The organism is Brucella sp. MAB-22 (assembly GCF_025908475.1).
GTDB classification, from domain to species: Bacteria; Pseudomonadota; Alphaproteobacteria; order Rhizobiales; family Rhizobiaceae; genus Brucella; species Brucella anthropi.
Genome location: NZ_CP109782.1, coordinates 2,167,501 through 2,189,420, shown reverse-complemented (window position 1 = coordinate 2,189,420; position 21,920 = coordinate 2,167,501). Strand labels below are relative to the sequence as shown.

Sequence of the window (21,920 nt, the reverse complement as noted above, 5' to 3'; positions counted from 1 at the left end):
CATGGCTGGTAAAGTTCGCGAAGGCGGCGGTGACGATCTCGAGCTGAACCACGAGATCAATGTGACGCCATTCATCGATGTCATGTTGGTTCTGCTCATCATTTTCATGGTGGCAGCGCCTCTGGCGACTGTGGATGTGAAGGTGGATCTGCCTGCCTCGACGGCAGCGCCTGCACCCCGTCCCGACAAGCCGCTTTATGTGACCCTGAAGGACGATCTCAGCATCAGTGTCGGCAATGACACCGTTGCCCGCGAGCGCCTCGGTGTGGCGCTGGACGGTCTGTCCGAAAAAAACAAGGAAGCGCGTATCTTCCTGCGCGCCGACAAGAATGTCGGCTATGGCGAATTGATGCGTGTGATGAATCTTCTGCGTGAAGCCGGTTATCTGAAGATTGCGCTGGTCGGTCTTGAAACCGTCGGCGCCGACCAGAGCGGAGCCGCACCCACCGGTGTGCCTGCGCAACCGGCCCCCGCCTCGCAAACTCCCGCAGCGCAGGGAGCCGCGCAATGAACGCACTTCCGCCCGACCATCCTCCTGTAAAGGTGGCTTCGGCTGACACTCATCATCATTCCTTCTGGCATGATGCGGGGCGCTGGCTCGGTGCGGGTATTCTTGTTCTGACCGTTCATGCTGCCGGTGCCTATGCCATCCATATGGCGCAGGAGCAGGATCAGCCTGACGGTTCGCAGGTTGCCGCCATGGTGGTGGAACTTGCGCTGGAGCCGGAAGCGCCGATGGAAGAACAGGTTGCGGAAGAAGCCCAGCCGGAAACGGCTGAAGCGCCGCAGGAACAGGCAGAGCCGGAACCGGCCCCGCAGCCAGAACCGGTGCAGGAAGAACCGACACCACCTGAACCGGAAGAGGTGAAACCGCCCGAGCCTGAGCCGGAACCACAGGCCGTTCAGGAACCGGAAGAAGTCATTCCGGATGTGGTCGAGGCAGAAAAGCCCGAAGTGGCTGTTCCGTTGCCGGTCGAAAAGCCGGAAGTGAAACCGGAACCCAAGCCGGAGCCGAAGCCAGAACCGAAAAAGGTTGAGAAGCCGAAACCGGAAAAGCCGAAGCAACCCAAGGTCGAGAAGCCCAAGCCCAAGAAGGCCGAGAAGGCGCCAGAAACCCGTCAGGCTGCTGCGCCGCGCATGGATGCAGATGCGGGCGAGAAGGCTGCTGCGAACCGTCGTGGCGAGAATTCTGCGTCGGCGGGCGTCGCCTCCAACAAATGGCAGGCGAAGATGAATGCGCATATGGCGCGTAACACGCGTTTCATGCAGCGCAAGGCACGCAACGCCAAAGGACGCGTGGTCATCAACTTTGTGATTGATCCGTCTGGCAACGTGCTTTCGGTCAAGCTGGCCGGTTCGTCCGGTAATTCGGAGGTCGATCAGCTTGCACTGGAAGCAGCGCGTCGAGCTTCGCCTGTGCCTGCCCCGCCGGCAGCCATTGCCAAGGCGCGTATGCCAATCACCTTGCCGCTGCTGTTCAAGTAAGCAATGCAGAATGCATTATCTGAAAGGCCGGTCTGATCTCCAGACCGGCCTTTTCATTTTCTGCCGATTCAACATTACTCCACAAACCCGAAGATCGGGCCGTAACCGCCGTGCCACGAGACATCATTCCGTCCCAGCGCTGGAACGTAAATGCCAGCACCGCCGCCGCCGTCAAGAAACAGGGCGTTGGGGCATTGGAGATGGTCTCGAAACAATTTTGCGAAATCGTGGAAATTGACCGCGTCTTCGCTGACTGCGAATCGGATAGCACCGCCACTGCAAATGCCGATACCGCTGCGCCGGGTCTTGTCGGTTGAGCCGACGATGAAAATCGGATTGATCCGGTTGCGGATAACCAGCATCGGCCCGGACTGGGTGGCCAGTTGCGGCTTGATCTTTTGTTTCAGGAAACGGTCTGTCGGCAGGATTTCGGCACCCTTGTCGCCGAGGTAGAAGATGCCGTTCGGCTTCTTGTAAAAGTTCGGTACGGGCCCGGACCCACGAACAGGTGTCGTCTTGCTTGCCGGGCGAAGCTCACGGCCATTTTCGACGTAGAGACCCATCGGCGAAAAATCAGGCTGATACATTCCGGCATTGAGCGCGAAAACCAGTGTCTCACCGCGGCTTGCGGCAGCGTCGGCTATTTTCGAAAAATTGCGATAGGGCTCATCGTCGGAATTTTTCCAGAACAGATGCAAGCCTGTGCCGTCCGTCTTTGCATCGCAGATGATGTAGTTTGTACTTTCAAAGGTTTGGCGGTTGCAGGTCTCCGTGCGGCCGGGCTGCGCCAGCGCAACTGTAGCAGCAAGCGCTATGGCTGCGACGGAGAGGCCTCGCTTCAGGAGAATCATCGCTGCACTGCCTTCCAATCACTGTTTTTCTATTCAGAAGACAGTGCCACAGCCGGGAGCAGGCGAGAAGCCTTGCGCGCAGGCAGGAAACCGAAGATCAGGCCAGTGGCGAAAGCACAGGCGAAGGCCAGCAGGACGGGTCCCAAGCTGTAGCCGACTGAAAGCCCGGCCCAGCCTGCGACGGCAGCAGCGCCCAGCCCGATCACGACTCCAAATGCACCGCCAATTGCCGAGACGGTCAGCGCTTCGGTGATGAACTGCAGTAGAATATCGCGCCGCCTTGCGCCGGTCGCCATCCGCACGCCGATCTCGCGGGTGCGCTCCGTCACGCTCACCAGCATGATGTTCATGACGCCGATGCCGCCGACCAGAAGCGAGATTGCTGCGACCGATCCCAGAAACAGCGTCATCGTATTGCCCATCGCCGTCGCATCCTCGCGGATGGAGGACATGTTGGTTATCATCGTGTCCTGCTTCTTGTGGCGCTGGTCGAGCAGGTCCTGAATCTGTTCCTGCGTCGTGTTGATAAGGTCGGAATCCTTCACCTGCACCGTGATGGTGCGCACGTATTTCTGGCCGAACAGCCGCAGATTGCCGGTGGAAAGCGGCACTATCACCACGTCGTCCTGATCCGAGCCGCCAAAGCCTGCACCCTTTGGCTCCAGGGTTCCGATCACCTGAAATGGAATCTTCTGAATCAGAATATATTGGCCGATGGGATTACTGCCGTCGGGGAACAGGGTGTTGACGACCGTTTTGCCCAGCACTGCGACCGGCGCATAGTTGTCCAGATCGCTCTGGCTGATGAAGTCGCCGGTGGCAACCTTCCACGATTTGGCTTCGGAAAAGGCAGGGACAGTGCCGTTTGCCTGTGACTGATAGTCGACATTGCCACGCCGCAGCGTCACGGTGCCGGTGACTTCGGGGACCGCGGTTCTGATGTTCGGCAGTTCCAGAATGGCGGTGGCATCTTCGGGAACCAGTGTCGCTATCGAGCCTGTTCCCCGGAAGCCCGCCATGGACGGGCGTACCAGAATGAGATCGGTGCCCATCGCATTGATGCGGTCGAGAATCGAGTTTTGCGCGCCGGTACCGATGGCGAGCATCGTCACAACGGAACTGACGCCGATGATGATGCCGAGGAGAGTAAGGATCGTTCGGAAGATGTTGGCCCGCAAGGCGCGCATCGCCATCTTCACCGCTTCCGAAATATCGGCGATGCGGGCTGAATTGCCTTCAAGGCTCTCCTGCAACCGGAATGGCGCCTGCGTATCGGGAATGGCGCGCTTCACTGTATCGGAGAGTATCTGGCCGTCGCGGATTTCGATCAGCCGATCGGCGCGTTCGGCCACTTCGCGGGCATGCGTGATGACGATGACGGTATGACCCTGTGCGTGCATGGAGCGCAGCAATTCCATCACATCCTCGCCGCTCTGGCTGTCGAGTGCGCCGGTCGGCTCGTCGGCAAGGATGATGCGCCCGCCGTTCATGAGCGCGCGCGCGATGGAAACACGCTGCTGCTGGCCGCCGGAAAGCTGGTTCGGGCGATGATCGAGGCGGTCGCCGAGCTTCAGCGAATTAAGCAGTTCGGCGGCACGCGCATGGCGCTCCGATGCGGGCAGGCCCGCATAGATCGCAGGTACTTCGACGTTTTCCTGCGCGGTCGAGGTCGAGATGAGGTTGTAGCTCTGGAAGACGAAGCCAAAGGTTCGGCGACGCAATGCTGCCAGCGCATCGGCATCCAGTGTCGAGACGTCCTCGCCGTCGAGCAGATATTGTCCGCCGCTCGGGCTGTCGAGACAGCCCAGAATGTTCATCAGCGTCGATTTGCCGGAGCCCGACGCGCCCATGATCGCGACGAACTCTCCAGCCTGAATATCGAGTGTGATGCCGTGCAGCACCTCAACGGCAAGGTCGCCATTGTGATAGGTCTTGCGGATATCATCCAGTCTGATGAGCGGCGTGTTGGTCATGGGATGGCTCATCAGAACAGGCGCATGCCGGGCCTGCGGCCACGCTGTCCTGCGGCGGCTTCAGCTCCGCTGGACGCGCTGGTGACGACGACCTTGTCACCTTCCTCGAGGCCGCTCTTGATCTCGGTCTGCACGCGATTGCGTACGCCGATCTGAACCTGACGTTCGGTGATCGAGCCGTTGTCGCTAACGACCTTGACCGAAATCTGCGGCTTGCCTCTCTGGTTCTGGGGGCCTTCGCGCTTGTAGTTCAGCGCGGAGGAGGGGACGATCAACACGTCCTTCGCCTCATCGAGAATGAAATAGACCTGTGTGCTCATGTTGATCATCAGCTCGCCGGTCGGGTTCGGAACGTCGAACAATGCATAATAGAGCACGACATTGTTCTCGGTCGCAGGCGTCGGCTTGATCTGGCGCAGCGTGCCGGTAAAACGCTTCTCCGGCTGGCCAAGCAAGGTGAAATAGACCGGCATTCCGGGCTTCAGCCTGCCGATATCGGCTTCCGAAACCTGCGCTTCCACCGTCATGACCTTAAGATCGGCCACGGTAACAATGGTCGGCGCGCTTTGCACGGCATTCAGCGTTTCGCCTTCCTTGGCGGCCTGATCGACGACTGTGCCTTCCATGGGGCTGTAAATCTTGGTGTAGCCGAGATCGACCTTGTCGCTGGCAAGCTGGGCTTCCTGCTGGCGGATTTGCGCGCCGAGCGCCTTCACATCCGCATCGGCCATGGCGAGGTCGGCATCAGCCTGATCGACGGTGGATTGCGATACGCCGCGTGTGGCCAGAAGCGAGCGCTGGCGTGCCGCATTGGCCTTTTTCAGGGTAAGCTGAGCTTGCTTGCTGAGAAGCTGTGCCTTGAGATTGTCGAGCTGGGCGCTTGATATCTCCACCTTTTTCTCAAAGGGCGATGGATCGATTTCGGCGATAAGCTCGCCCTGCTTGACCTGATCGCCGACTTCGACTTTCACGCTTTTAAGCTGGCCCGAAACCTGCGCGCCGACATTGATGCTGCGCAGCGCGCTGAGTGTGCCGACGGCGGTAATCGCGTTTTCGATATCGCCGCGCGTGACCGTTTCGGCGAGATAGCTCGTCTTCTGGCCTCCAGCTTCACCGGAGCCGTAAAAATACCAGCCCGCGCCGGCCACGATTGCCGCGACGGGAAGCCAGAGCCACCAGCGGCGCGCCATGCTGCGCGCGCGCTTCTGCGAAGGTGCTGTTCGCTGCCCGGTTTTGGAAGAATCGGAAGATGTAAGCACCGTCAAACCCTCTAACTTTCAGAACCTCCGATCTCCGGAGATTTATCAATATGTCCCGCCAATTCTCTGTCGCATACAACCAAAGCGAGACAATACTTGCCCACTATGGATTGCTAACGGGATATCTATGCTTCTCCGCTCAGGATTTCATCTTAATTATTTGTCATGCAATAATTGTCGGTGACACAAAGGGATGGATGCCTCTGGTTCCTTCCGGTCATGGTGCGAAAGCAAACGATGAAGAGAACCAAGTTGGCGCCAATATACAACTTGCAGTTATTCTTTTGGAAATCGCAAAATAAAACCGGATTCTTAAAGTAATTAAGTGTTCTTAAATTATCTCCTGATTAAATAAGATCGGGAAATTACATCTGAAAGTAGATAGAAGAATTTAAAACGTGACCTGTCCGCAAAGGCGGATGGTCGGCGCATGCATGATGCATGATGCTTCGAATTGACATGGGAATAAGGTTTCAATGCTCTTTGACGGGAGGGCAAATGGCTTACCTTATTATGGGGCGAAAAAGGTTTTCATTCATATCGGACAGGTTTTCAAACGTGCATCGAAGAATACCTTCATTGTTATTTTTCAAGCGAAATAAAAGCGGCACGGCGGCGGTCGAATTCGCAATATTGGCGCCGGTTTTTCTTCTGATCCTGATGGGTATGATCGCCTTCGGTCTTTATCTGGGCGTGGCGAATGCCGTCCAGCAGCTTGCGGCAGATGCCACGCGGACGGCGCTGGCGGGTATCGATCCCCCGGAGCGGTTGACGCTGGCGACAACCTACATCCAGAAAAACGCGGCAAAATATTCACTGATCGATCCATCGAAGATGCAGGTGAGTGTCGACAATGCCCAGTCCGATCCGAACCAGTTCACGGTGACGATCCGCTACAATGCGCAAAACCTGCCGATCTGGAACCTGATGACGGGGCTGCCGCTTCCAGACACGACCATTACAAGGGCATCGACAATAAGGCTTGGCGGAATCTGACACAGGGTGGGGGCATTCGATATGCGGGGTCTGGTATCGCGTTTCCTGCGTGCACGGGGCGGCAATCTGGCGACAATGGCGGCGCTGGTATCCCCCATATTTCTGGCGGTGGCGGCTTTCAGCGTGGACACAAGTTCGCTGTTTCTGGAGCGGCGCCAGCTGCAGAGCATGGCGGATTTTGCCGCCGTTGCCGGTGCGGCTTCCCTTTCGCAGGCCAATGATGCGGTACTGCGGCAATTGCGGGCGAACGGTCTTGATCCGGTGCTGATGACCGGCGCTTACGATCCTTCTGTCGTCAACGGAAAGACCGACAACAAGACGCGTGTCTGGGTGGAGAAGGGCAATTATTTTCCCGATAAAAGTCGTGCGGTTGAGAATCGTTTTGTCGCCGGCGGCACCAGTCCCGATGCGGTTCGCGTCCGGCTGGCACGTCCGGGCAATCTCTATTTTGGTCAGGCATTCATCAATCGCCCCGCACTTGGCGCGACCGGCATGGCGGCGGCAAAGGCGGAGGCGGCATTTTCGATCGGTTCGCGACTGTTGAGCCTGAATACCGATCAGAGTGCGTTGAATGGACTTCTGGGTGGTCTGTTGGGTACCACTCTTAATCTGAAGCTTGTCGACTATAACGCTCTGGCTGCGACCGATATCAACCTGCTCGGCTTTCTGGACAAGCTGGCTCCTAAGGTGGGATTGACGGCCGGGACCTATAACCAGTTGCTGAACACGGATGTTTCAGTCGGGATGCTGGCAAGCGTTATGGCGGAGGTCACAACGAGTAATCCGGCAGCAAAGACTGCTCTGACCCTTCTCGGGAAGAACGCCGGTGCGCTTAACACGAAGCTACCGGTTGGAAAATTGCTAGGCCTTGGATCAATAGCCGACGCATCGCTCGGATCATCTAATAACTACAATATCACCGCTAACGTGCTGCAGATGATAACTGCAGCGGCAATGTTGGGGGGAAACAATCAAATCAAGCTTGGTCCTGGGCTAAATTTGCCTGGTGTACTTACGCTTAAACTGGACATTGCCGTTGGAGAGCCAGCACAAAAGACCCCGTTCTTCACTGTTGGAGGGGTAGGTGCTTTGGTCCGCACTGCTCAGATACGAATACTTCTGACGCTTGAAGTCGGTAATGACGGCTTGGTTTCATATCTGGCCAATGTTCACGTGCCTATCTTTATTGATGTAGCGAGCGGCGAGGCTGAACTGAAAAGTATAAGCTGCCCGCAGGGACCCGGAAGTGCCACAGTGAAACTCGGCGTCAAGCCCGGTGTAGCCGGCGTGTATCTCGGTGATACCGATGTCGACTTGATGAAGAATTTCAGTAAGGCACCGGTGGTCAAGAAGACGACCATTGCTGAAGTAAAGGTGCTTTTTCTGAAAGTCGCGGAGCTTCGCGGGCGCGTTGAACTTCCCCTTGGCAACCCGAAGCAGGAAATCAAAACCTTCACTCCTGCGGATATTGCAGCCAAACGGGTGCAGACGGCTGATACGAACAAACTTGTTGGGTCTTTGTTCGGTGGGTTGATAACCGGCCTTGATCTCGAAGTCGTGCTGATCGGCGTTCTGCCGTTACCTTTGGGAGGGCTTGCTCAGCTTTTAGGGATATTGCTCACGCCCTTGGGCCCGGCAGTAGATGGCCTGCTTTTCGGGTTGCTGGATATGCTGGGTGTCAAGATTGGACAAGCCGACGTTCAGGTCACGGGTGTTCTTTGTCAGCGTGCGACGCTGACGCAATAAGAAATCGGCAATAAAAAAGCCCGGCGAACCGGGCTTTTTCGTGCGATTTGTTCGCTTATGCCGTGCCGGTCGAACCGAAGCCGCCTGCGCCGCGCGCCGTCTCGGTTACTTGGGCGCGCTCTTCAATCTTCGGCTGGACGACTGGTGCGAAAACAGCCTGTGCAATACGCATACCGCGTTCGATGCGGAAATCGTCATCGCCCAGATTGATGAGAAGAACCTTCACCTCGCCACGATAATCGGAATCGATGGTGCCGGGCGTATTGAGGCAGGTGATACCGTTCTTGAAGGCAAGGCCCGAGCGCGGACGAATCTGCACTTCAAAACCTTCGGGAATTTCGAAGATCAGCCCTGTCGGCACCAGCGTGCGACGTCCGGGCAGGAGAACGATCTGGCGATCTTCGGCAACGGCTGCCCGCAGGTCCATGCCAGCCGAACCCGTTGTCTCATAGGCCGGGAGTTCGAGGCCTTTCGCATGTTCGAGGCGGATGATGCCGAGCGTTGGCGCTTGTGCGGATGCTACGGTCATGAGGGGGCCTTTCTTGCGGAACATTGTTTCATCGCGCATCTTTACTGAAAACCGTTTCACACTTTTCAGGATGCGCTCCAAATTGGCGACGCTCATACGTGAAAACCAATGAAAGGTGTACCGTCTATTTGCTGTTTTGCAATGATAGTGCAGCACAGGATCATGCTTTTACACGATGAGTTGCCCTCCGCGAGGGATTTAATCCCGTTCCAACGGGACGGCAGTCGTTTCCTTGATCTCTTCCATGACGAATGAAGCCGAAACATCTGACAGGGGAACGCTGGCGATCAGCCGCTGGTAAAGACGGTCATAGGCCTTGACGTCGGAAACGCGCGCCTTCAGCACATAGTCCAGATCGCCGGTCATGCGATAAACCCCGACGATCTCTGGAAAGCGCCCCATGGCACCGCGAAATTTGCCCAGCCAATCGGGGTCGTGGCTTGATGTGCGAACCAGAATAAAGACGGACAGACCGCAACCGGCCATCTCGGCATCGACAAGAGCGACACGCGCCTTGATGATCCCTTCATCCTCCATGCGCTTGACCCGGCGCCAGCAGGCATTGCGCGATAAGTGTACCCGCTCAGAGAGAGAATCAACGGACAGGGTCCCGTCGATTTGCAGTTGATCCAGGATTTTACGGTCAATTTCGTCGAGAACTGGTTTCATAGTGGGATGATTGTCCCAATAAATAGTAATTATCAAGGATATTTTGAGATTTCATCTCAGATGCATTTGCTAGAATGATTTTCCAGAAAGGCGCGATATGCGCCGCATAACGGGAACAACTTACTCATTGACGGGAGTATTTCCAATGACCACTCGCATCACGCGCCTCTTCACCGAACACCCTCAATCGGTTGACGAGACCTATTTCGAACATATGGCCTTTGCCGGACGTTTTTCGTTCAAGCTTTTTTGTGCGGCCTTTGCGGCACTGATCCATGCAATTTTGCCATTTTTGTTCGAGAAGACGGCGAGCACAATCGTTCGCCAGCTTTATGAGCGGACGCATAACCGGGGCCGGTAAACACCGGATCGCAAATGTGTCGTTGGGCCGCCTATCTCGGACCTGAAACCTATCTGGAAGACATCATATCGTCTCCCTGCCATTCGCTCGTGGCGCAAAGCCACGATGCGCATGAAGCCAAAACACGTACCAATGGCGACGGCTTCGGCGTTGCCTGGTATGGCAATCGCGATGAACCGGGCCTTTATCGGGATATTCTGCCCGCATGGTCCGACCAGAATCTTCGCAGCCTTGCGCGGCAAATTCAGTCGCGCCTTTTCCTTGCGCATGTGCGGGCCTCGACCGGCGGGCTGACCAGCCGTTCCAACTGCCATCCCTTCGTTTCCGGACGCTGGAGCTTCATGCATAACGGCCAGATCGGTCATTTCGACCGGCTGCGTCGCAGGCTGGAAAGCCATTTGAGCGACGACGTCTATGGCCAGAAACATGGCGCAACCGATTCGGAACTGATCTTTCTTCTGATGCTGGAATTCGGTCTCGACACTGATCCAGTGCTGGCCATGAAGCGCATGGTGGCAGCGGTTGTCGAGGAAGCAGTTCGCGGCGGTGTGCCGCCATTTCTGCGGCTGACTGCGGCGTTTTCCGACGGGAATCAGCTTTACGCGATCCGCTATGCGACCGATGCTTTCGCGCCGACGCTTTATACGGCGACACTTGGCGGATCGTCCGGCATATGCGTGGTGTCGGAGCCGCTGGACGGTGAAGCCGCCAACTGGATGGCGGTGCCGGCAAACAGTTTTGTCACCGTTTCCCGGCAAGGCCGCATTGCGATCGAGAGCTTTGAGGAACCGATTTCCCGGCCGCAGGATGCTGTGACGGTTTAGGCGTTCCCGATCAATATACCTGCCGCCAGCACGAGGCCACCGCCCAGAACCACCTGAAGCACAGAGCGGAGGAACGGTGTTTCCATATAGCGGTTCTGGATGAAGGCGATGGCCCAGAGTTCGAAGAAGACCAGAATCGCTGCGATGCTTGTGGCGGTCCAGAAATCCTTGATCAGGTAGGGCAGGGTATGGCCAAGGCCGCCCAGCGTCGTCATGATACCGCAGGACAGGCCGCGCTTGATCGGCGAGCCTCGGCCCGAGAGCTTGCCGTCATCGTGGATGGCTTCGGTGAAGCCCATCGAAATACCGGCGCCGACCGAGGCGGACAGGCCGACCAGAAAGGTCTGCCAGGTATCCTGGGTCGCAAAGGCGGCGGCGAAGATCGGGGCAAGCGTTGAAACTGATCCGTCCATCAGGCCAGCAAGCCCGGGTTGGACATAGGTGAGGATGAACTGCTTGCGCTCGGCGGCGCGCTCCTCATCCTGCACATCGTCCGGCGTCAGTGTGTGTTCTAGCGACTCGGCCTTGGCTTCATGCTGCTTTTCCTGCTGGGCAAGGTCGCCCAGCAATTTGCGGGTGTCTGCATCGCTGACGCGTTTGGCAGCCTCGACATAGAAGCGGTAGGCCTGTTCCTCCATTTCCGATGCAGCTTCACGCACCTTGTCGATGCCAAGCGGACGCACCAGCCAGTCCGGCTTGCGATCGTAATAGCCGCTGACATGCTCGCGGCGGATCAGCGGAATCCGGTCGCCAAAGCGGGCTTTGTGGCGTTCGATCAGCGCATCGCGATGTCCGTGTTCTTCTGCCGCCATCTGTTCGAAGATTTTCGCCGATTGCGGAAACTCGTCACGCAAGCCGTCGGCATAGGCGAGATAGATGCGGGCGTCGTCTTCTTCGGAGGATATGGCAAGCGCCAGAATTTCCTGTTCGGAAAGCGAATCGAAAGGGCGACGGTCGTTGCGGAAGAATCGGCTGAGCATTTCAGGAATCCAAAGTTTAGAATAGTTCTAAAATATGCTTCGACATCTGGAAGTCAAGCCTTGCAGTGCATGCACAATTGGCGCATTAAAACCCACCCGAAAAGATCGGCCCCACTGCGTAAACCACCAGAAAAGAATCGAATCGATGGCATCGACGAATCTCCACGCAAGCAACAGTCCCCGTCCGCTTAACCGGCAGGATTTCCGCACGCTCGGCCTTTCGGCCCTTGGCGGTGCGCTGGAGTTTTATGATTTCATCATTTTCGTGTTCTTTGCGAGCGTCATAGGCCATCTGTTTTTTCCGCCTGACATGCCCGACTGGCTGGTGCTGATCCAGACGTTCGGTATTTTCGCAGCCGGTTATCTGGTGCGCCCGATTGGCGGCATCGTGCTGGCGCATTTCGGTGACAAGTTCGGCCGCAAGCGCGTCTTCGCCTTCTCGGTGTTTCTGATGTCGATTTCGACACTGGCCATGGCCTGCCTGCCGACCTATGCGACGCTGGGCGTTGGCGCGCCGATCCTGCTGATCGTCTTCCGCATGTTGCAGGGTGCCGCCATTGGCGGTGAAGTTCCGGGCGCATGGACCTTCGTGGCCGAGCATGTGCCTGCCAATCGTGTCGGCATGGCGTGCGGTTTCCTGTGCTCTGGCCTCACGCTTGGCATCATGATCGGCTCGCTTATTGCGACCGCCATCAACTGGATATTCACGCCGGAAGAACTGGCTGCTTATGCATGGCGTATTCCATTCTTCATCGGCGGTATCTTCGGCCTGTTTGCCGTTTATCTGCGCCGCTGGCTGGCTGAAACGCCGATCTTCACCGAGATGAAGAACAGCCATCTGCTCAAAGATAAGCTGCCGCTCGGCACTGTTCTGCGCAACCACATGCATGGCGTTATCATTTCGGTGCTGCTGACATGGATATTGTCGGCAGGCATCGTTGTCACCACGCTGATGACCGCAACTTTCCTGCAGAAACTTTATGGCTACACGCCTTTGCAGTCGCTTGCCGCCACAAGCTTCGGCACACTGTTCCTGATGTTTGGAACTGTGAGCGCAGGTGCCATTGTCGACCGCATTGGCAGCGGGCGTTTCTTTGCTGTTGCAGGCATTTTCTTCGGTGTCGCGACCTTTGTTTTCTACACCTATGCGGCGGTTTCGCTGCCGGTTCTGTTCGCGCTTTATGCAGTGATGGGGCTTTCGGTCGGCATGGTTGGCGCGGTGCCTTATGTGATGGTACGCGCATTCCCGGCACCGGTTCGCTTCTCCGGCTTGTCGTTTTCCTACAATGTTTCCTATGCAGTCTTTGGCGGTCTGACGCCGGTGATCGTGACGTCGCTTCTGGCGGTCAATCCGATGGCCCATGCCTGGTATCTGGTGTTCATCGCCGTTCTGACATCTGTGCTCGGCCTTTATTTGATGGCTCGCAGCGATCAGGTTGAAGGTGAGATCGGTCTGACGGAGCTTTCGACCGGGACTGCGGTTTCACAGCCGAACTAATAAAAAGGGCCGCGAAAGCGGCCCTTTTTCAATCAGAGAATTTTCTGCATGAAGGTAAGATTGAGCCAGCGCCCGAATTTCTGGCCGACCTGTTTCAGTGTGCCGCAATCCTCAAAGCCCTGCGATTTATGCAGCGCGATGGAAGCGGCATTGCCTGCTTCGATACCGGCAATCAGTACATGCACCTTTCGCTCGCGCGCTTCCTCCACAAGCTCGGTCAGGAGAGCGCGTCCGATGCCGCCACCGCGTGCGTCGCTCGCCACATAGATCGAAAGTTCGGAGGAATGGCGGAAACCCTCGAACGGGCGAAACGGGCCATAGCTCGCATAGCCGACGACCTGCCCCTCACGCTCGGCCACCAGCACCGGAAAGCCGTCACGATTGCGGGCTTTGAGCCATTCACGACGGTTTTCCAGATCGACGAGCGTTTCATTCCAGATGGCGAGCGTGTTCTCTACCGCATCATTATAGATGGCGAGCAGGGCAGGGAGATCGGTTTCCGTCGCGTGGCGGATGAGGAGGGTCATTTCAGAACCTTATTGAACAAGAAAACGGCGGGATTTCTCCCGCCGTATCCGATCATTTGCAAGTGAAAAGAATCACCCTTGAGCTTTCAGTTCCAGACGGCGGCGATGCAGGACTGGTTCGGTGTAGCCGTTCGGCTGCTCGCGGCCCTTGAAGACCAGATCGCAGGCGGCCTGGAAGGCAATCGACTTGTCGAAGTCAGCGGCCATCGGGCGATAGAGGGCATCGCCTTCGTTCTGCTTGTCGACGACGGCTGCCATGCGCTTCATGGTTTCCATCACTTGGGCTTCCGAAACGACGCCATGATAGAGCCAGTTGGCGATGTGCTGTGCGGAGATGCGCAGCGTTGCGCGGTCTTCCATCAGGCCGACATTGTTGATGTCTGGAACCTTCGAGCAGCCAACGCCCTGATCGACCCAGCGCACGACGTAGCCCAGAATGCCTTGCGCGTTATTGTCGATCTCGTGCTGGATGTCTTCCGGCGTCCAGTTCGGGCGGGTTGCAACCGGCACCGACAGAATGTCGTCAAGCTTGGCGCGCGGGCGGCTCTTCAGCTTTGCCTGAACGGCAGCAACATCCACCTGATGATAGTGGGTCGCGTGGAGGGTGGCAGCGGTCGGCGACGGCACCCATGCGGTATTCGCTCCGGCCTTCGGATGGGCGATTTTCTGTTCCAGCATGGCTGCCATCAGGTCCGGCATGGCCCACATGCCCTTGCCAATCTGCGCATGGCCGGAAAGGCCGCATTCGAGACCGATATCGACATTCCACTGTTCGTAAGCGCCGATCCATGCGGCCTGCTTCATATCGCCCTTGCGGATCATCGGGCCTGCTTCCATCGAGGTATGGATCTCGTCGCCGGTGCGGTCAAGGAAGCCGGTATTGATGAAGACGACACGTTCCTTGGCGGCGCGGATCGCTTCCTTGAGGTTAACCGTGGTGCGGCGTTCCTCGTCCATGATGCCGATTTTGAGCGTGTTCGGCTTCATGCCGAGCATTTCTTCGGTACGGGTGAAGATTTCGTTGGCGAAAGCCACTTCTTCCGGGCCGTGCATCTTCGGCTTTACGATATAGACCGAGCCTTCGCGCGAATTCATGTGGCGACCATTGGGGCCGATATCGTGCAGCGCGATCAGGCTGGTGAAGGCTGCATCCATGATACCTTCCGGCACTTCATGGCCGTCGGCATCAATGATTGCCGGATTGGTCATGAGGTGGCCGACATTGCGCACCAGCATCAGGGAGCGGCCCTTGAGCGACAGCGTGGAACCGTCCGCAGCCTTGTAGCTGCGGTCGCCATTGAGGCGGCGGGTCATCTGCTTGCCGTTCTTCTCGAACGTGTCTTCCAGCTTGCCGTTCATCAGGCCGAGCCAGTTGCGATAAACCGCAACCTTGTCTTCGGCATCGACGGCAGCAATCGAATCTTCGCAATCTTGAATCGTGCTGACGGCAGATTCCAGAACCACATCGGCAATATGGGCCGGATCGGTCTTGCCGATCGGATGGTCCGCATTGACGACGATATCGACATGCATGTTGTTCTTCGCCAGCAGTACATTGGTCGGGGCGGCTGCGTCGCCATTATAACCCTTGAACTGGTTGGCATCCTTCAGCGCCGCTGCCGAACCGTCGGTCAGCTTGATTTCAAGTTTACCGTCCTTGACGGCGAGACCGGCGACATTGGCCCAGTTGCCGGTGGCAAGCGGTGCGCTTTCATCGAGGAAATTTTTCGCCCAGGCGATGACCTTTTCGCCACGCTTCGGATTGTAGCCCTTGCCCTTTTCCGCACCGTCGGCATCGGAAATCGCGTCGGTGCCGTAGAGCGCATCATAGAGCGAACCCCAGCGCGCATTAGCGGCGTTGAGCGCGTAGCGGGCATTCATCACCGGAACGACAAGCTGCGGGCCAGCGATATGGGTGATTTCCGGATCGACATTGGTGGTCGAAACCGAGAACTCACCGCCTTCCGGCAGGAGATAGCCGATGTCCTTGAGGAACTGCTGGTAATCGGCCTGGCTGTAGCCCTTGTCGCGGTTCTGCTTGTACCAGGCATCGATCTTGGCCTGCAGGTCGTCACGCTTGGCAAGGAGGGCGCGGTTCTTCGGTGCGAGATCGTGGATGATGGCGGCAAAGCCCTTCCAGAACTTTTCCGGCTCCACACCGGTTCCGGGAGCAGCTTCCTTGGCCAGAAATTCCACCAGTTCAGGGGCAACGCGCAAGCCTTCTATCTCAACGTAATTACCGGCTTTCTGAGAAACCATGGCTATGCCTCCTTCAAAATAAACAAATCTACCGCCGGCACTCTTCAGTGCCAGCTATCATGTTGCCTTTGAACCGCTTTGGTGTGCTTTCGTCAATCGGTGCGTGGGCACATCATCTGTGACGCTGCGGCGAAAATAGCTTTTATAGGGACAACTTGGCGCGAATATCGTCGGGCGTAAAGCCTTGTTCGCGCAATGATGCGAGCGCTGTATCCTGGCGGCTTTTCGACAGTTTCATCCCGTCGTCGCCCAGCACCAGATCGTGATGGTGATAAAGAGGCTCGGGCAGGCCGAGCAGCTTCTGCAGCAGCCGGTGCACGGATGTCGCGTGAAACAGATCGTGCCCGCGCACAACGTGGGTGATGCCCTGCAAGGCATCGTCCACGACAACGGAGAGGTGATAGCTGGTTGGCGTGTCCTTGCGGGCAATCACCACGTCGCCCCATTGCGCTGGATCGGCGTTCACGCGTCCGGTCTCGCCATCCGGCCCCGCGCCGCTTTCGTTCCAGAACAATGATTCACCTGCGGCGACAAGCGCCCCAAGCGCTTTCTCCATATTGAGCCGCCAGGCATAGGACATGCCCGAGGCGATACGCTCCATTTGTTCCTTTTCGGTCAGATCGCGCTCGCTTTGCGGATAGAGCGGTGTTCCATCCGGGTCGGAAGGCCAGTCCTTGCCCTTGGCGAAAGCTTCGCCGATCCGCTCGCGAACTTCGCCCCGGCTGAGGAAGGCCGGATAGACAAGGCCCTTGTCGGCAAGTTTGGTCAGGGCGTTGCGATATTCGCCGAAATGTTCCGACTGGCGGCGCACAGGGGTTTCCCATGTCAGGCCAAGCCAGCGGAGATCGTCGTAAATGCCTTGTTCCAGCGCAGGCGTACAGCGTGCTGTGTCGATATCTTCCATGCGCAGCAGGAAGCGCCCGTTGCTCTTTTTGGCCATATCTGCGTTCAGAAGAGCGGAATAGGCATGGCCAAGGTGAAGCTGGCCATTGGGACTCGGAGCAAAGCGGAACACAGGTGCGGTCATGGTGTTTTCAATGTCAGTTGCCGGTGTCAGTTGAATGTCATCTGATTCCATTGGTACGTTGTGCGCCGAGAGAATGAAAGGCTGTGCGATGCGGCGGATCGATACATTGAGCGATATTGAGGCGGGGCTGGAGGCTCTGGTTCTCGCCGATATTCGGCTGGCCGATATTCGCAGCCGGTCCCATGCGGTGCCGCTGCGCCGGTCCGAACCCGGATTTGAAAGTCTGGCATCCATCATTGTCGCACAACAGGTTTCGACGGCCAGTGCCGCCGCGATCTGGGCCCGGCTGAAACAGGCCATCGATCCGCTGACGCCCGAAACCTACATTGCGGGCGGGGAGGAGGCTTGGCGTTTTGCTGGTCTCTCGCGTCCCAAGCAGAGAACGCTGTTTGCCTTGAGTGAAGCTTTGGCAGAAGGGGCAATCGACCTGCATGGGCTTTGCGATCTGCCTGCCGAAGAAGCGATCGCGGCACTGACGGCCATCAAAGGCATCGGCCCGTGGACGGCGGAGGTCTATCTTCTGTTTGCTGCCGGTCATCCGGACGTGTTTCCGGCTGGCGATGTGGCCTTGCAGACGGCTGTTGGCCACGCCTTTGCCCATGAGATCCGGCCTGATGCTGTTGCCCTTCGCAAGCTGGCGGAAGACTGGGCGCCATGGCGCGGCGTGGCGGCGCGATTGTTCTGGGCTTATTATGCGGCGATCAAGGGGCGTGAAGCGGCGCCACTTTTATAGATGCTGCTGTAAAACTTGCGTGTTTCCCGAAGCATAAATGCGTTTCCGCTTCACAATCCTGTCACGTCGGGCTTACATTATCCGCATCGGCTGATGACGGAATTTCGATTCGCGGAAGCTTGATTTTCTGCTGATTGCAGTCCCGTCCTTAGAGCGCCGTGCGCCCTATGGGGCGCACAAAGGTGCTCTAATTATTTGAGAATACGCATCGGGCTTTTCAAAAATCGATTTCGATTTTTGGACCGATGCGTGGAAGGTTGGAGCGTCGTTGTTGCGCCCAAATGGACGCGCGGCGCTTCGATGAAAGCGCAATTCCGCATGGAGAGCCATTTCGCCCTTTTTCGGAGTTGCTCTGAAGGAGGTGCGCCCTTGACTGTTGCCGTCTCGCCCAGAACCGTCTCGACCAGTGGCTTGCCCGCGCTGGTTCTGAACGCTGATTACCGTCCGCTCAGCTATTATCCCCTGTCGCTCTGGTCCTGGCAGGATGCGATCAAGGCGGTGTTTCTCGAACGCGTGAACATTGTGGCGGAATACGATCACATCGTTTCCTCACCATCGTTCTCCATGCGCGTTCCGAGCGTGATTTGCCTGAAGGATTATGTGAAGCCGCCGCGCTATCCTGCGTTCACGCGCTTCAACGTCTTTTTGCGTGATCGTTTCGAGTGCCAGTATTGCGGCTCGCCGCATGACCTGACTTTCGATCACGTTACCCCGCGTTGCCATGGCGGCGAGACGACGTGGGAAAATGTGGTCGCCGCCTGTTCACCATGCAATCTGCGCAAGGGCGGCATGATGCCTGCCGTCGCGCATATGTGGCCGCGCCAGAAGCCAGCCATGCCGTCTGTGCAGGACCTGCACAATAATGGCCGCCTTTTCCCACCCAACCATCTGCACGATAGCTGGCTCGATTTTCTGTACTGGGATGTCGAACTGGAGCCCTGATCCCTATAGTTTCCCGCTTTTACTTCCCACTTTTCGCAAAAGCGCCGTAGTAGCCGATAGCTGCAAAGAGCAGGCTTGCGACGACGTTCCATCCGGCAAAGGACAGGCCGAGGAAGTGGCCCGGCGCGCTGTCGCATGCGGGCGGACGCGTCGAATTGAGGTCGCTCAGGAGATTGCCTGCATCCAGCGTGACTTTCATTGTCGCGGCACTGCAATCAACCGGTCCCGGCCAGTATTTCAGTTCAACGCCGGTATGATAGATGGCAAGCGCCAGCCCGAAGGTCATCAAGAGTGCACCGATCAGGATAAGACCGCGCGTCAGGATCGGGGGCCATTTCAGGCCGTAGGAGACCCAAGCTGCAGCCAGAACCGGAACGCCGATATAGTAAGGCGTGCGCTGTTCGAGACAGAGCTTGCAGGGCATGAAGCCAGCCAGATGCTCGAAGCCCAGTGCCGTGCCGACAGTTGCGGCGAGGCCGATGGTCATGATGCCTGCGGTCCATGCCTGTGTTTTGCCGACCGGATTATTGAGTGCAAACGCCATATGGGATTCCCTGAAAAGGCTCTCTTATTCTTAAGGCAAACTGCTTGCTTGTCTCCAAGCAATTTATTTTGACCGAGTTTGGGCGAACCGCTCAGGCGTGAAGATATTTCACAGCAAAGAAGAGCGCGATCAGGACGACAGCCACGAGACTTGCGATCAGGCCAAGACGCTTTTCGATGAAATCGCGGATCGGTTCGCCATAACGGCGCAGCAGCCAGGCGAGGAAATAGAAACGCGCACCGCGCGCAACGATCGCCGATGCGATGAAGAGCCAGATATTGATGCCAGCTGCACCGGACAGGATCGTCACCACCTTGATCGGCGGCAGATGTGCAAGGCCGGAGGTGATCAGCATCAATAGAATGGTGTCGGCGCTGGTTGTACCGCGCAATTGCTCGAACGTGTCGAGCTTGCCGTACATCTCGAGTACCGGTTTGGCGATCTGCTCGTAGGCATGATAGCCGAGATACCAGCCCGCAATGCCGCCAAGGACGGAAGCCACTGTTGCGATGAAGGCATAACGCCAGGCGCGTTCGGGGCGGGCAAGCGCCATGGGCAGAAACAGGACGTCGGCGGGGACAAGAAAGACCGAGCTTTCTACAAAGGCGATGATGGCGAGCCACCATTCGGCGGATTTTCTTGCGGCAAGCGAAATCGTCCAGTCGTAAAGGCGGCGCAGCATATATTTTCCGGATTATCTTTGGCGGAAGCCATATTAGTAGTTGCACCGTCTATAAATAAAAAAGATGGCGCGAACAATGCGCGCCATCTTTTTTGACACTGCTTTCCAGGGAACGGTATGGAAAACAGCGGTTTTTAACGCTTGTAGGCGCTGCAGATATATTTGGTCTCGAGATATTCCTCGATGCCGTATTTGGAGCCTTCACGACCGAGACCTGACTGCTTCACGCCGCCAAAGGGCGCGACTTCGTTGGAAATGAGCCCGGTATTGTGACCAACCATGCCGTATTCCAGTCCTTCGCTGACGCGGATCGCGCGGCTGAAATTCTCCGTATAGAAATAAGCCGCCAGACCGAAGATCGTATCATTGGCCATGGCGATGACTTCTTCTTCCGTGTCGAAGGCGAAGAGTGGGGCCAGTGGGCCGAAGGTTTCTTCCTTGGCAACGATCATGTCGGGGGTTACGCCCGTCAGCACGCCCGGTTCGAAGAACAGGCCGCCCAGTTCTTTACCGCCGGTGATGAGCTTCGCGCCCTTTGATACGGCATCGTCAATATGTGCCTTGACCTTGGTGATGGCCTTCGGTTCGATCATTGGGCCGATGACGACACCCGGTTCTGTGCCATTGCCGACCTTGAGTTCCTTGACCTTGGCCGCGAGCTTCTCGGCGAACTTGTCGTAGATCCCGCGCTGCACATAGATGCGGTTGGCGCAGACACAGGTCTGGCCCGCATTGCGGTATTTGGAAATCATGGCGCCGTCGACGGCTGCGTCCAAATCGGCATCATCGAACACGATGAACGGCGCATTGCCGCCAAGTTCCAGCGAGATGCGCTTGATGGTTGGGGCGCACTGCGCCATCAACAGGCGACCGACTTCCGTCGAGCCGGTGAAGGAGAGCTTGCGTACAATATCATTGCTTGTCAGTTCGGCGCCAATTTCACGCGCCTTGCCGGTAACGATCTGGAGAACGCCAGCCGGAATGCCTGCCTTTTCGGCAAGAACGCCAAGCGCCAGTGCCGTCAGCGGCGTGAGGTCGGCGGGGCGCACGATCATGGTGCAACCGGCCGCAAGGGCAGGGGCTGCCTTGCGGGTAATCATCGCCGCCGGGAAGTTCCAAGGGGTGATTGCGGCAGTGACGCCGACCGGCTGGCGGATGACCGTCAGGCGCTGCCCGGCCTGCGGGGCAGGGATAGTGTCTCCATAAACGCGTTTTGCTTCTTCAGCGAACCATTCGATGAATGATGCCGCATAAAGAACTTCGCCGCGTGCCTCGGCAAGCGGCTTGCCCTGTTCCGATGTCATGATAAGAGCAATATCATCGGCATTGGCAACGATGAGATCGAACCATTTACGCAGGACCGCTGTGCGCTCCTTGGCGGTCTTGGCGGCCCATGCCGGGAAAGCCTTTGCGGAAGCGTCGATAGCTTCCTTGATGGTCGCGACAGAAAGAGAGGGAACTGTGCCGATGACCGAACCGTCTGCCGGATTGGTCACGTCGATCTTGGTGCCGTCCGTGGCGTCGATCCAGTGCCCGTCAACAAGGCATTGCGATTTGAGCAGTGAGGGGTCTTTCAAAGCGAGCATATTGATGTTCCATCCCAGTCTTGCAGAGAAAGCTCGTTCAGTATATTGAACAGCTTACGATATTTTGAATTAAACAGCCCGTAATAACCAAAGTCAAACGGTTAATCAGGCGGTCGATCAGGTGAACGCAAAGCTATGACGAAAACGGTGAGCGACGAAGAGAGTTCCCAGAAACTGGTGCCGGCAGTTATGCGTGCGGCACAAATTCTGGATCAGATCGCGAAATCCACGCGGGAAGGCGGCAAGGGGTCTGCGGACGGGCTCAAGCTTTCCGATCTGGCCCGTCGGACTGGCTTGCCGAAGAGCAGTGTGCACGGTCTTTGCCAGACACTGGTTCATCTCAAGCTGCTGAAGCTCAACGGTGACGGAAGCTTCAGCATGGGATCGCAATCAGTGCGCTGGGCCAATGTGTTCATGGCTGGCAGCGACATTGTCGATGCATTTCATGA

General features: G+C 57.2%; 23 protein-coding genes (1 of these 23 running past the window's edge). 11 read left to right on the top strand and 12 right to left on the bottom strand.

The annotated features are described in order from the left end of the window. Position 1: 1 nt before the first annotated feature. Both exbD and OHI65_RS20135 read left to right on the top strand, forming a co-directional pair. Complete coding sequence (exbD, locus tag OHI65_RS20140) at positions 2 to 511, top strand: TonB system transport protein ExbD (protein ID WP_125300936.1); 510 nt, start codon at positions 2 to 4, stop codon at positions 509 to 511. After that, positions 508 to 1,485, top strand: a complete 978-nt coding sequence (locus OHI65_RS20135) for an energy transducer TonB (protein ID WP_012091364.1) — start codon at positions 508 to 510, stop codon at positions 1,483 to 1,485. The genes exbD and OHI65_RS20135 overlap by 4 nt, the downstream gene beginning before the upstream one ends. A gap of 74 nt (positions 1,486 to 1,559) precedes the next feature. Here OHI65_RS20135 and OHI65_RS20130 read toward each other — a convergent pair whose 3' ends face one another. The 3 genes from OHI65_RS20130 to OHI65_RS20120 are packed head-to-tail and all read right to left on the bottom strand — an operon-like array spanning position 1,560 to position 5,568. After that, the gene (locus OHI65_RS20130) at positions 1,560 to 2,336 is read right to left on the bottom strand and encodes a phosphodiester glycosidase family protein (RefSeq protein WP_125300937.1); all 777 of its coding nucleotides are present in this window, start codon (positions 2,334 to 2,336) and stop codon (positions 1,560 to 1,562) included. A 29-nt stretch (positions 2,337 to 2,365) separates the two neighbouring features. Beyond that, positions 2,366 to 4,309, bottom strand: coding sequence for a MacB family efflux pump subunit (locus tag OHI65_RS20125; protein WP_125300938.1), 1,944 nt, complete (start codon positions 4,307 to 4,309; stop codon positions 2,366 to 2,368). A gap of 11 nt (positions 4,310 to 4,320) precedes the next feature. Beyond that, positions 4,321 to 5,568 carry an efflux RND transporter periplasmic adaptor subunit gene (locus tag OHI65_RS20120; protein WP_125300939.1) on the bottom strand — a complete coding sequence of 416 codons (1,248 nt, stop codon included), beginning with the start codon at positions 5,566 to 5,568 and terminating at the stop codon, positions 4,321 to 4,323. Positions 5,569 to 5,618: 50 nt separating this feature from the next. Between OHI65_RS20120 and OHI65_RS20115 the strand changes: the two genes are divergently transcribed. From OHI65_RS20115 to OHI65_RS20105, 3 genes are all read left to right on the top strand, one after another. Further along, positions 5,619 to 5,870 carry a hypothetical protein gene (locus OHI65_RS20115; RefSeq protein WP_264358779.1) on the top strand — a complete coding sequence of 84 codons (252 nt, stop codon included), beginning with the start codon at positions 5,619 to 5,621 and terminating at the stop codon, positions 5,868 to 5,870. 331 nt (positions 5,871 to 6,201) lie between these two features. Beyond that, positions 6,202 to 6,564 carry a TadE/TadG family type IV pilus assembly protein gene (locus OHI65_RS20110; protein WP_319636891.1) on the top strand — a complete coding sequence of 121 codons (363 nt, stop codon included), beginning with the start codon at positions 6,202 to 6,204 and terminating at the stop codon, positions 6,562 to 6,564. 21 nt (positions 6,565 to 6,585) lie between these two features. Then, positions 6,586 to 8,310, top strand: a complete 1,725-nt coding sequence (locus tag OHI65_RS20105) for a TadG family pilus assembly protein (protein WP_125300942.1) — start codon at positions 6,586 to 6,588, stop codon at positions 8,308 to 8,310. Positions 8,311 to 8,365: 55 nt separating this feature from the next. On the opposite strand, the gene dut is transcribed toward OHI65_RS20105, so the two are convergent. Beyond that, a complete protein-coding gene (gene dut / locus OHI65_RS20100; RefSeq protein ID WP_010661329.1) occupies positions 8,366 to 8,839 on the bottom strand; it encodes a dUTP diphosphatase in 474 nt (157 codons plus the stop codon). Positions 8,840 to 9,037: 198 nt separating this feature from the next. Next, entirely contained in the window at positions 9,038 to 9,508 is a 471-nt protein-coding gene (locus OHI65_RS20095) for an Lrp/AsnC family transcriptional regulator (protein ID WP_094514164.1), read from the bottom strand. A gap of 145 nt (positions 9,509 to 9,653) precedes the next feature. On the opposite strand from OHI65_RS20095, the gene OHI65_RS20090 reads away from it, so the two are divergent. Both OHI65_RS20090 and OHI65_RS20085 read left to right on the top strand, forming a co-directional pair. Further along, positions 9,654 to 9,869 (top strand): DUF6356 family protein, encoded by a 216-nt coding sequence (locus OHI65_RS20090; RefSeq protein ID WP_006473246.1) that lies wholly within the window; start codon positions 9,654 to 9,656, stop codon positions 9,867 to 9,869. A gap of 14 nt (positions 9,870 to 9,883) precedes the next feature. Beyond that, a complete protein-coding gene (locus OHI65_RS20085; protein WP_125300943.1) occupies positions 9,884 to 10,693 on the top strand; it encodes a class II glutamine amidotransferase in 810 nt (269 codons plus the stop codon). On the opposite strand, the gene mbfA is transcribed toward OHI65_RS20085, so the two are convergent. Next, positions 10,690 to 11,673 carry an iron exporter MbfA gene (gene mbfA, locus OHI65_RS20080; protein WP_010661326.1) on the bottom strand — a complete coding sequence of 328 codons (984 nt, stop codon included), beginning with the start codon at positions 11,671 to 11,673 and terminating at the stop codon, positions 10,690 to 10,692. The genes OHI65_RS20085 and mbfA overlap by 4 nt on opposite strands. A gap of 145 nt (positions 11,674 to 11,818) precedes the next feature. Here mbfA and OHI65_RS20075 point away from each other — a divergent pair, with 145 nt between their 5' ends. Next, on the top strand, positions 11,819 to 13,171 hold the full coding sequence (locus OHI65_RS20075) for an MFS transporter (RefSeq protein WP_125300944.1): 1,353 nt from the start codon (positions 11,819 to 11,821) through the stop codon (positions 13,169 to 13,171). Between the two features lie 32 nt (positions 13,172 to 13,203). On the opposite strand, the gene OHI65_RS20070 is transcribed toward OHI65_RS20075, so the two are convergent. The 3 genes from OHI65_RS20070 to gluQRS form a co-directional block, all read right to left on the bottom strand. Then, the gene (locus OHI65_RS20070; RefSeq protein ID WP_125300945.1) at positions 13,204 to 13,698 is read right to left on the bottom strand and encodes a GNAT family N-acetyltransferase; all 495 of its coding nucleotides are present in this window, start codon (positions 13,696 to 13,698) and stop codon (positions 13,204 to 13,206) included. Positions 13,699 to 13,770: 72 nt separating this feature from the next. Continuing rightward, positions 13,771 to 15,957: a malate synthase G gene (locus tag OHI65_RS20065; protein ID WP_125300946.1), complete on the bottom strand. Its 2,187-nt coding sequence runs from the start codon at positions 15,955 to 15,957 to the stop codon at positions 13,771 to 13,773. A 142-nt stretch (positions 15,958 to 16,099) separates the two neighbouring features. Next, on the bottom strand, positions 16,100 to 16,984 hold the full coding sequence (gene gluQRS, locus OHI65_RS20060) for a tRNA glutamyl-Q(34) synthetase GluQRS (protein WP_010661322.1): 885 nt from the start codon (positions 16,982 to 16,984) through the stop codon (positions 16,100 to 16,102). An 88-nt stretch (positions 16,985 to 17,072) separates the two neighbouring features. Here gluQRS and OHI65_RS20055 point away from each other — a divergent pair, with 88 nt between their 5' ends. Beyond that, on the top strand, positions 17,073 to 17,717 hold the full coding sequence (locus tag OHI65_RS20055) for a DNA-3-methyladenine glycosylase family protein (RefSeq protein WP_029376263.1): 645 nt from the start codon (positions 17,073 to 17,075) through the stop codon (positions 17,715 to 17,717). 369 nt (positions 17,718 to 18,086) lie between these two features. Next, positions 18,087 to 18,659 carry an HNH endonuclease gene (locus OHI65_RS20050; protein ID WP_125300947.1) on the top strand — a complete coding sequence of 191 codons (573 nt, stop codon included), beginning with the start codon at positions 18,087 to 18,089 and terminating at the stop codon, positions 18,657 to 18,659. 19 nt (positions 18,660 to 18,678) lie between these two features. On the opposite strand, the gene OHI65_RS20045 is transcribed toward OHI65_RS20050, so the two are convergent. From OHI65_RS20045 to OHI65_RS20035, 3 genes are all read right to left on the bottom strand, one after another. Continuing rightward, the gene (locus OHI65_RS20045) at positions 18,679 to 19,203 is read right to left on the bottom strand and encodes a disulfide bond formation protein B (protein ID WP_012091378.1); all 525 of its coding nucleotides are present in this window, start codon (positions 19,201 to 19,203) and stop codon (positions 18,679 to 18,681) included. A gap of 91 nt (positions 19,204 to 19,294) precedes the next feature. Then, complete coding sequence (locus OHI65_RS20040; RefSeq protein WP_010661318.1) at positions 19,295 to 19,885, bottom strand: YqaA family protein; 591 nt, start codon at positions 19,883 to 19,885, stop codon at positions 19,295 to 19,297. Positions 19,886 to 20,019: 134 nt separating this feature from the next. After that, complete coding sequence (locus OHI65_RS20035; RefSeq protein ID WP_094514158.1) at positions 20,020 to 21,471, bottom strand: NAD-dependent succinate-semialdehyde dehydrogenase; 1,452 nt, start codon at positions 21,469 to 21,471, stop codon at positions 20,020 to 20,022. Between the two features lie 135 nt (positions 21,472 to 21,606). Between OHI65_RS20035 and OHI65_RS20030 the strand changes: the two genes are divergently transcribed. Continuing rightward, positions 21,607 to 21,920: the beginning of an IclR family transcriptional regulator gene (locus tag OHI65_RS20030; protein WP_125300948.1), read on the top strand. Its footprint extends 502 nt past the window's final position; only the first 314 of its 816 coding nucleotides appear in the window; its start codon is at positions 21,607 to 21,609; the stop codon falls past the right edge of the window.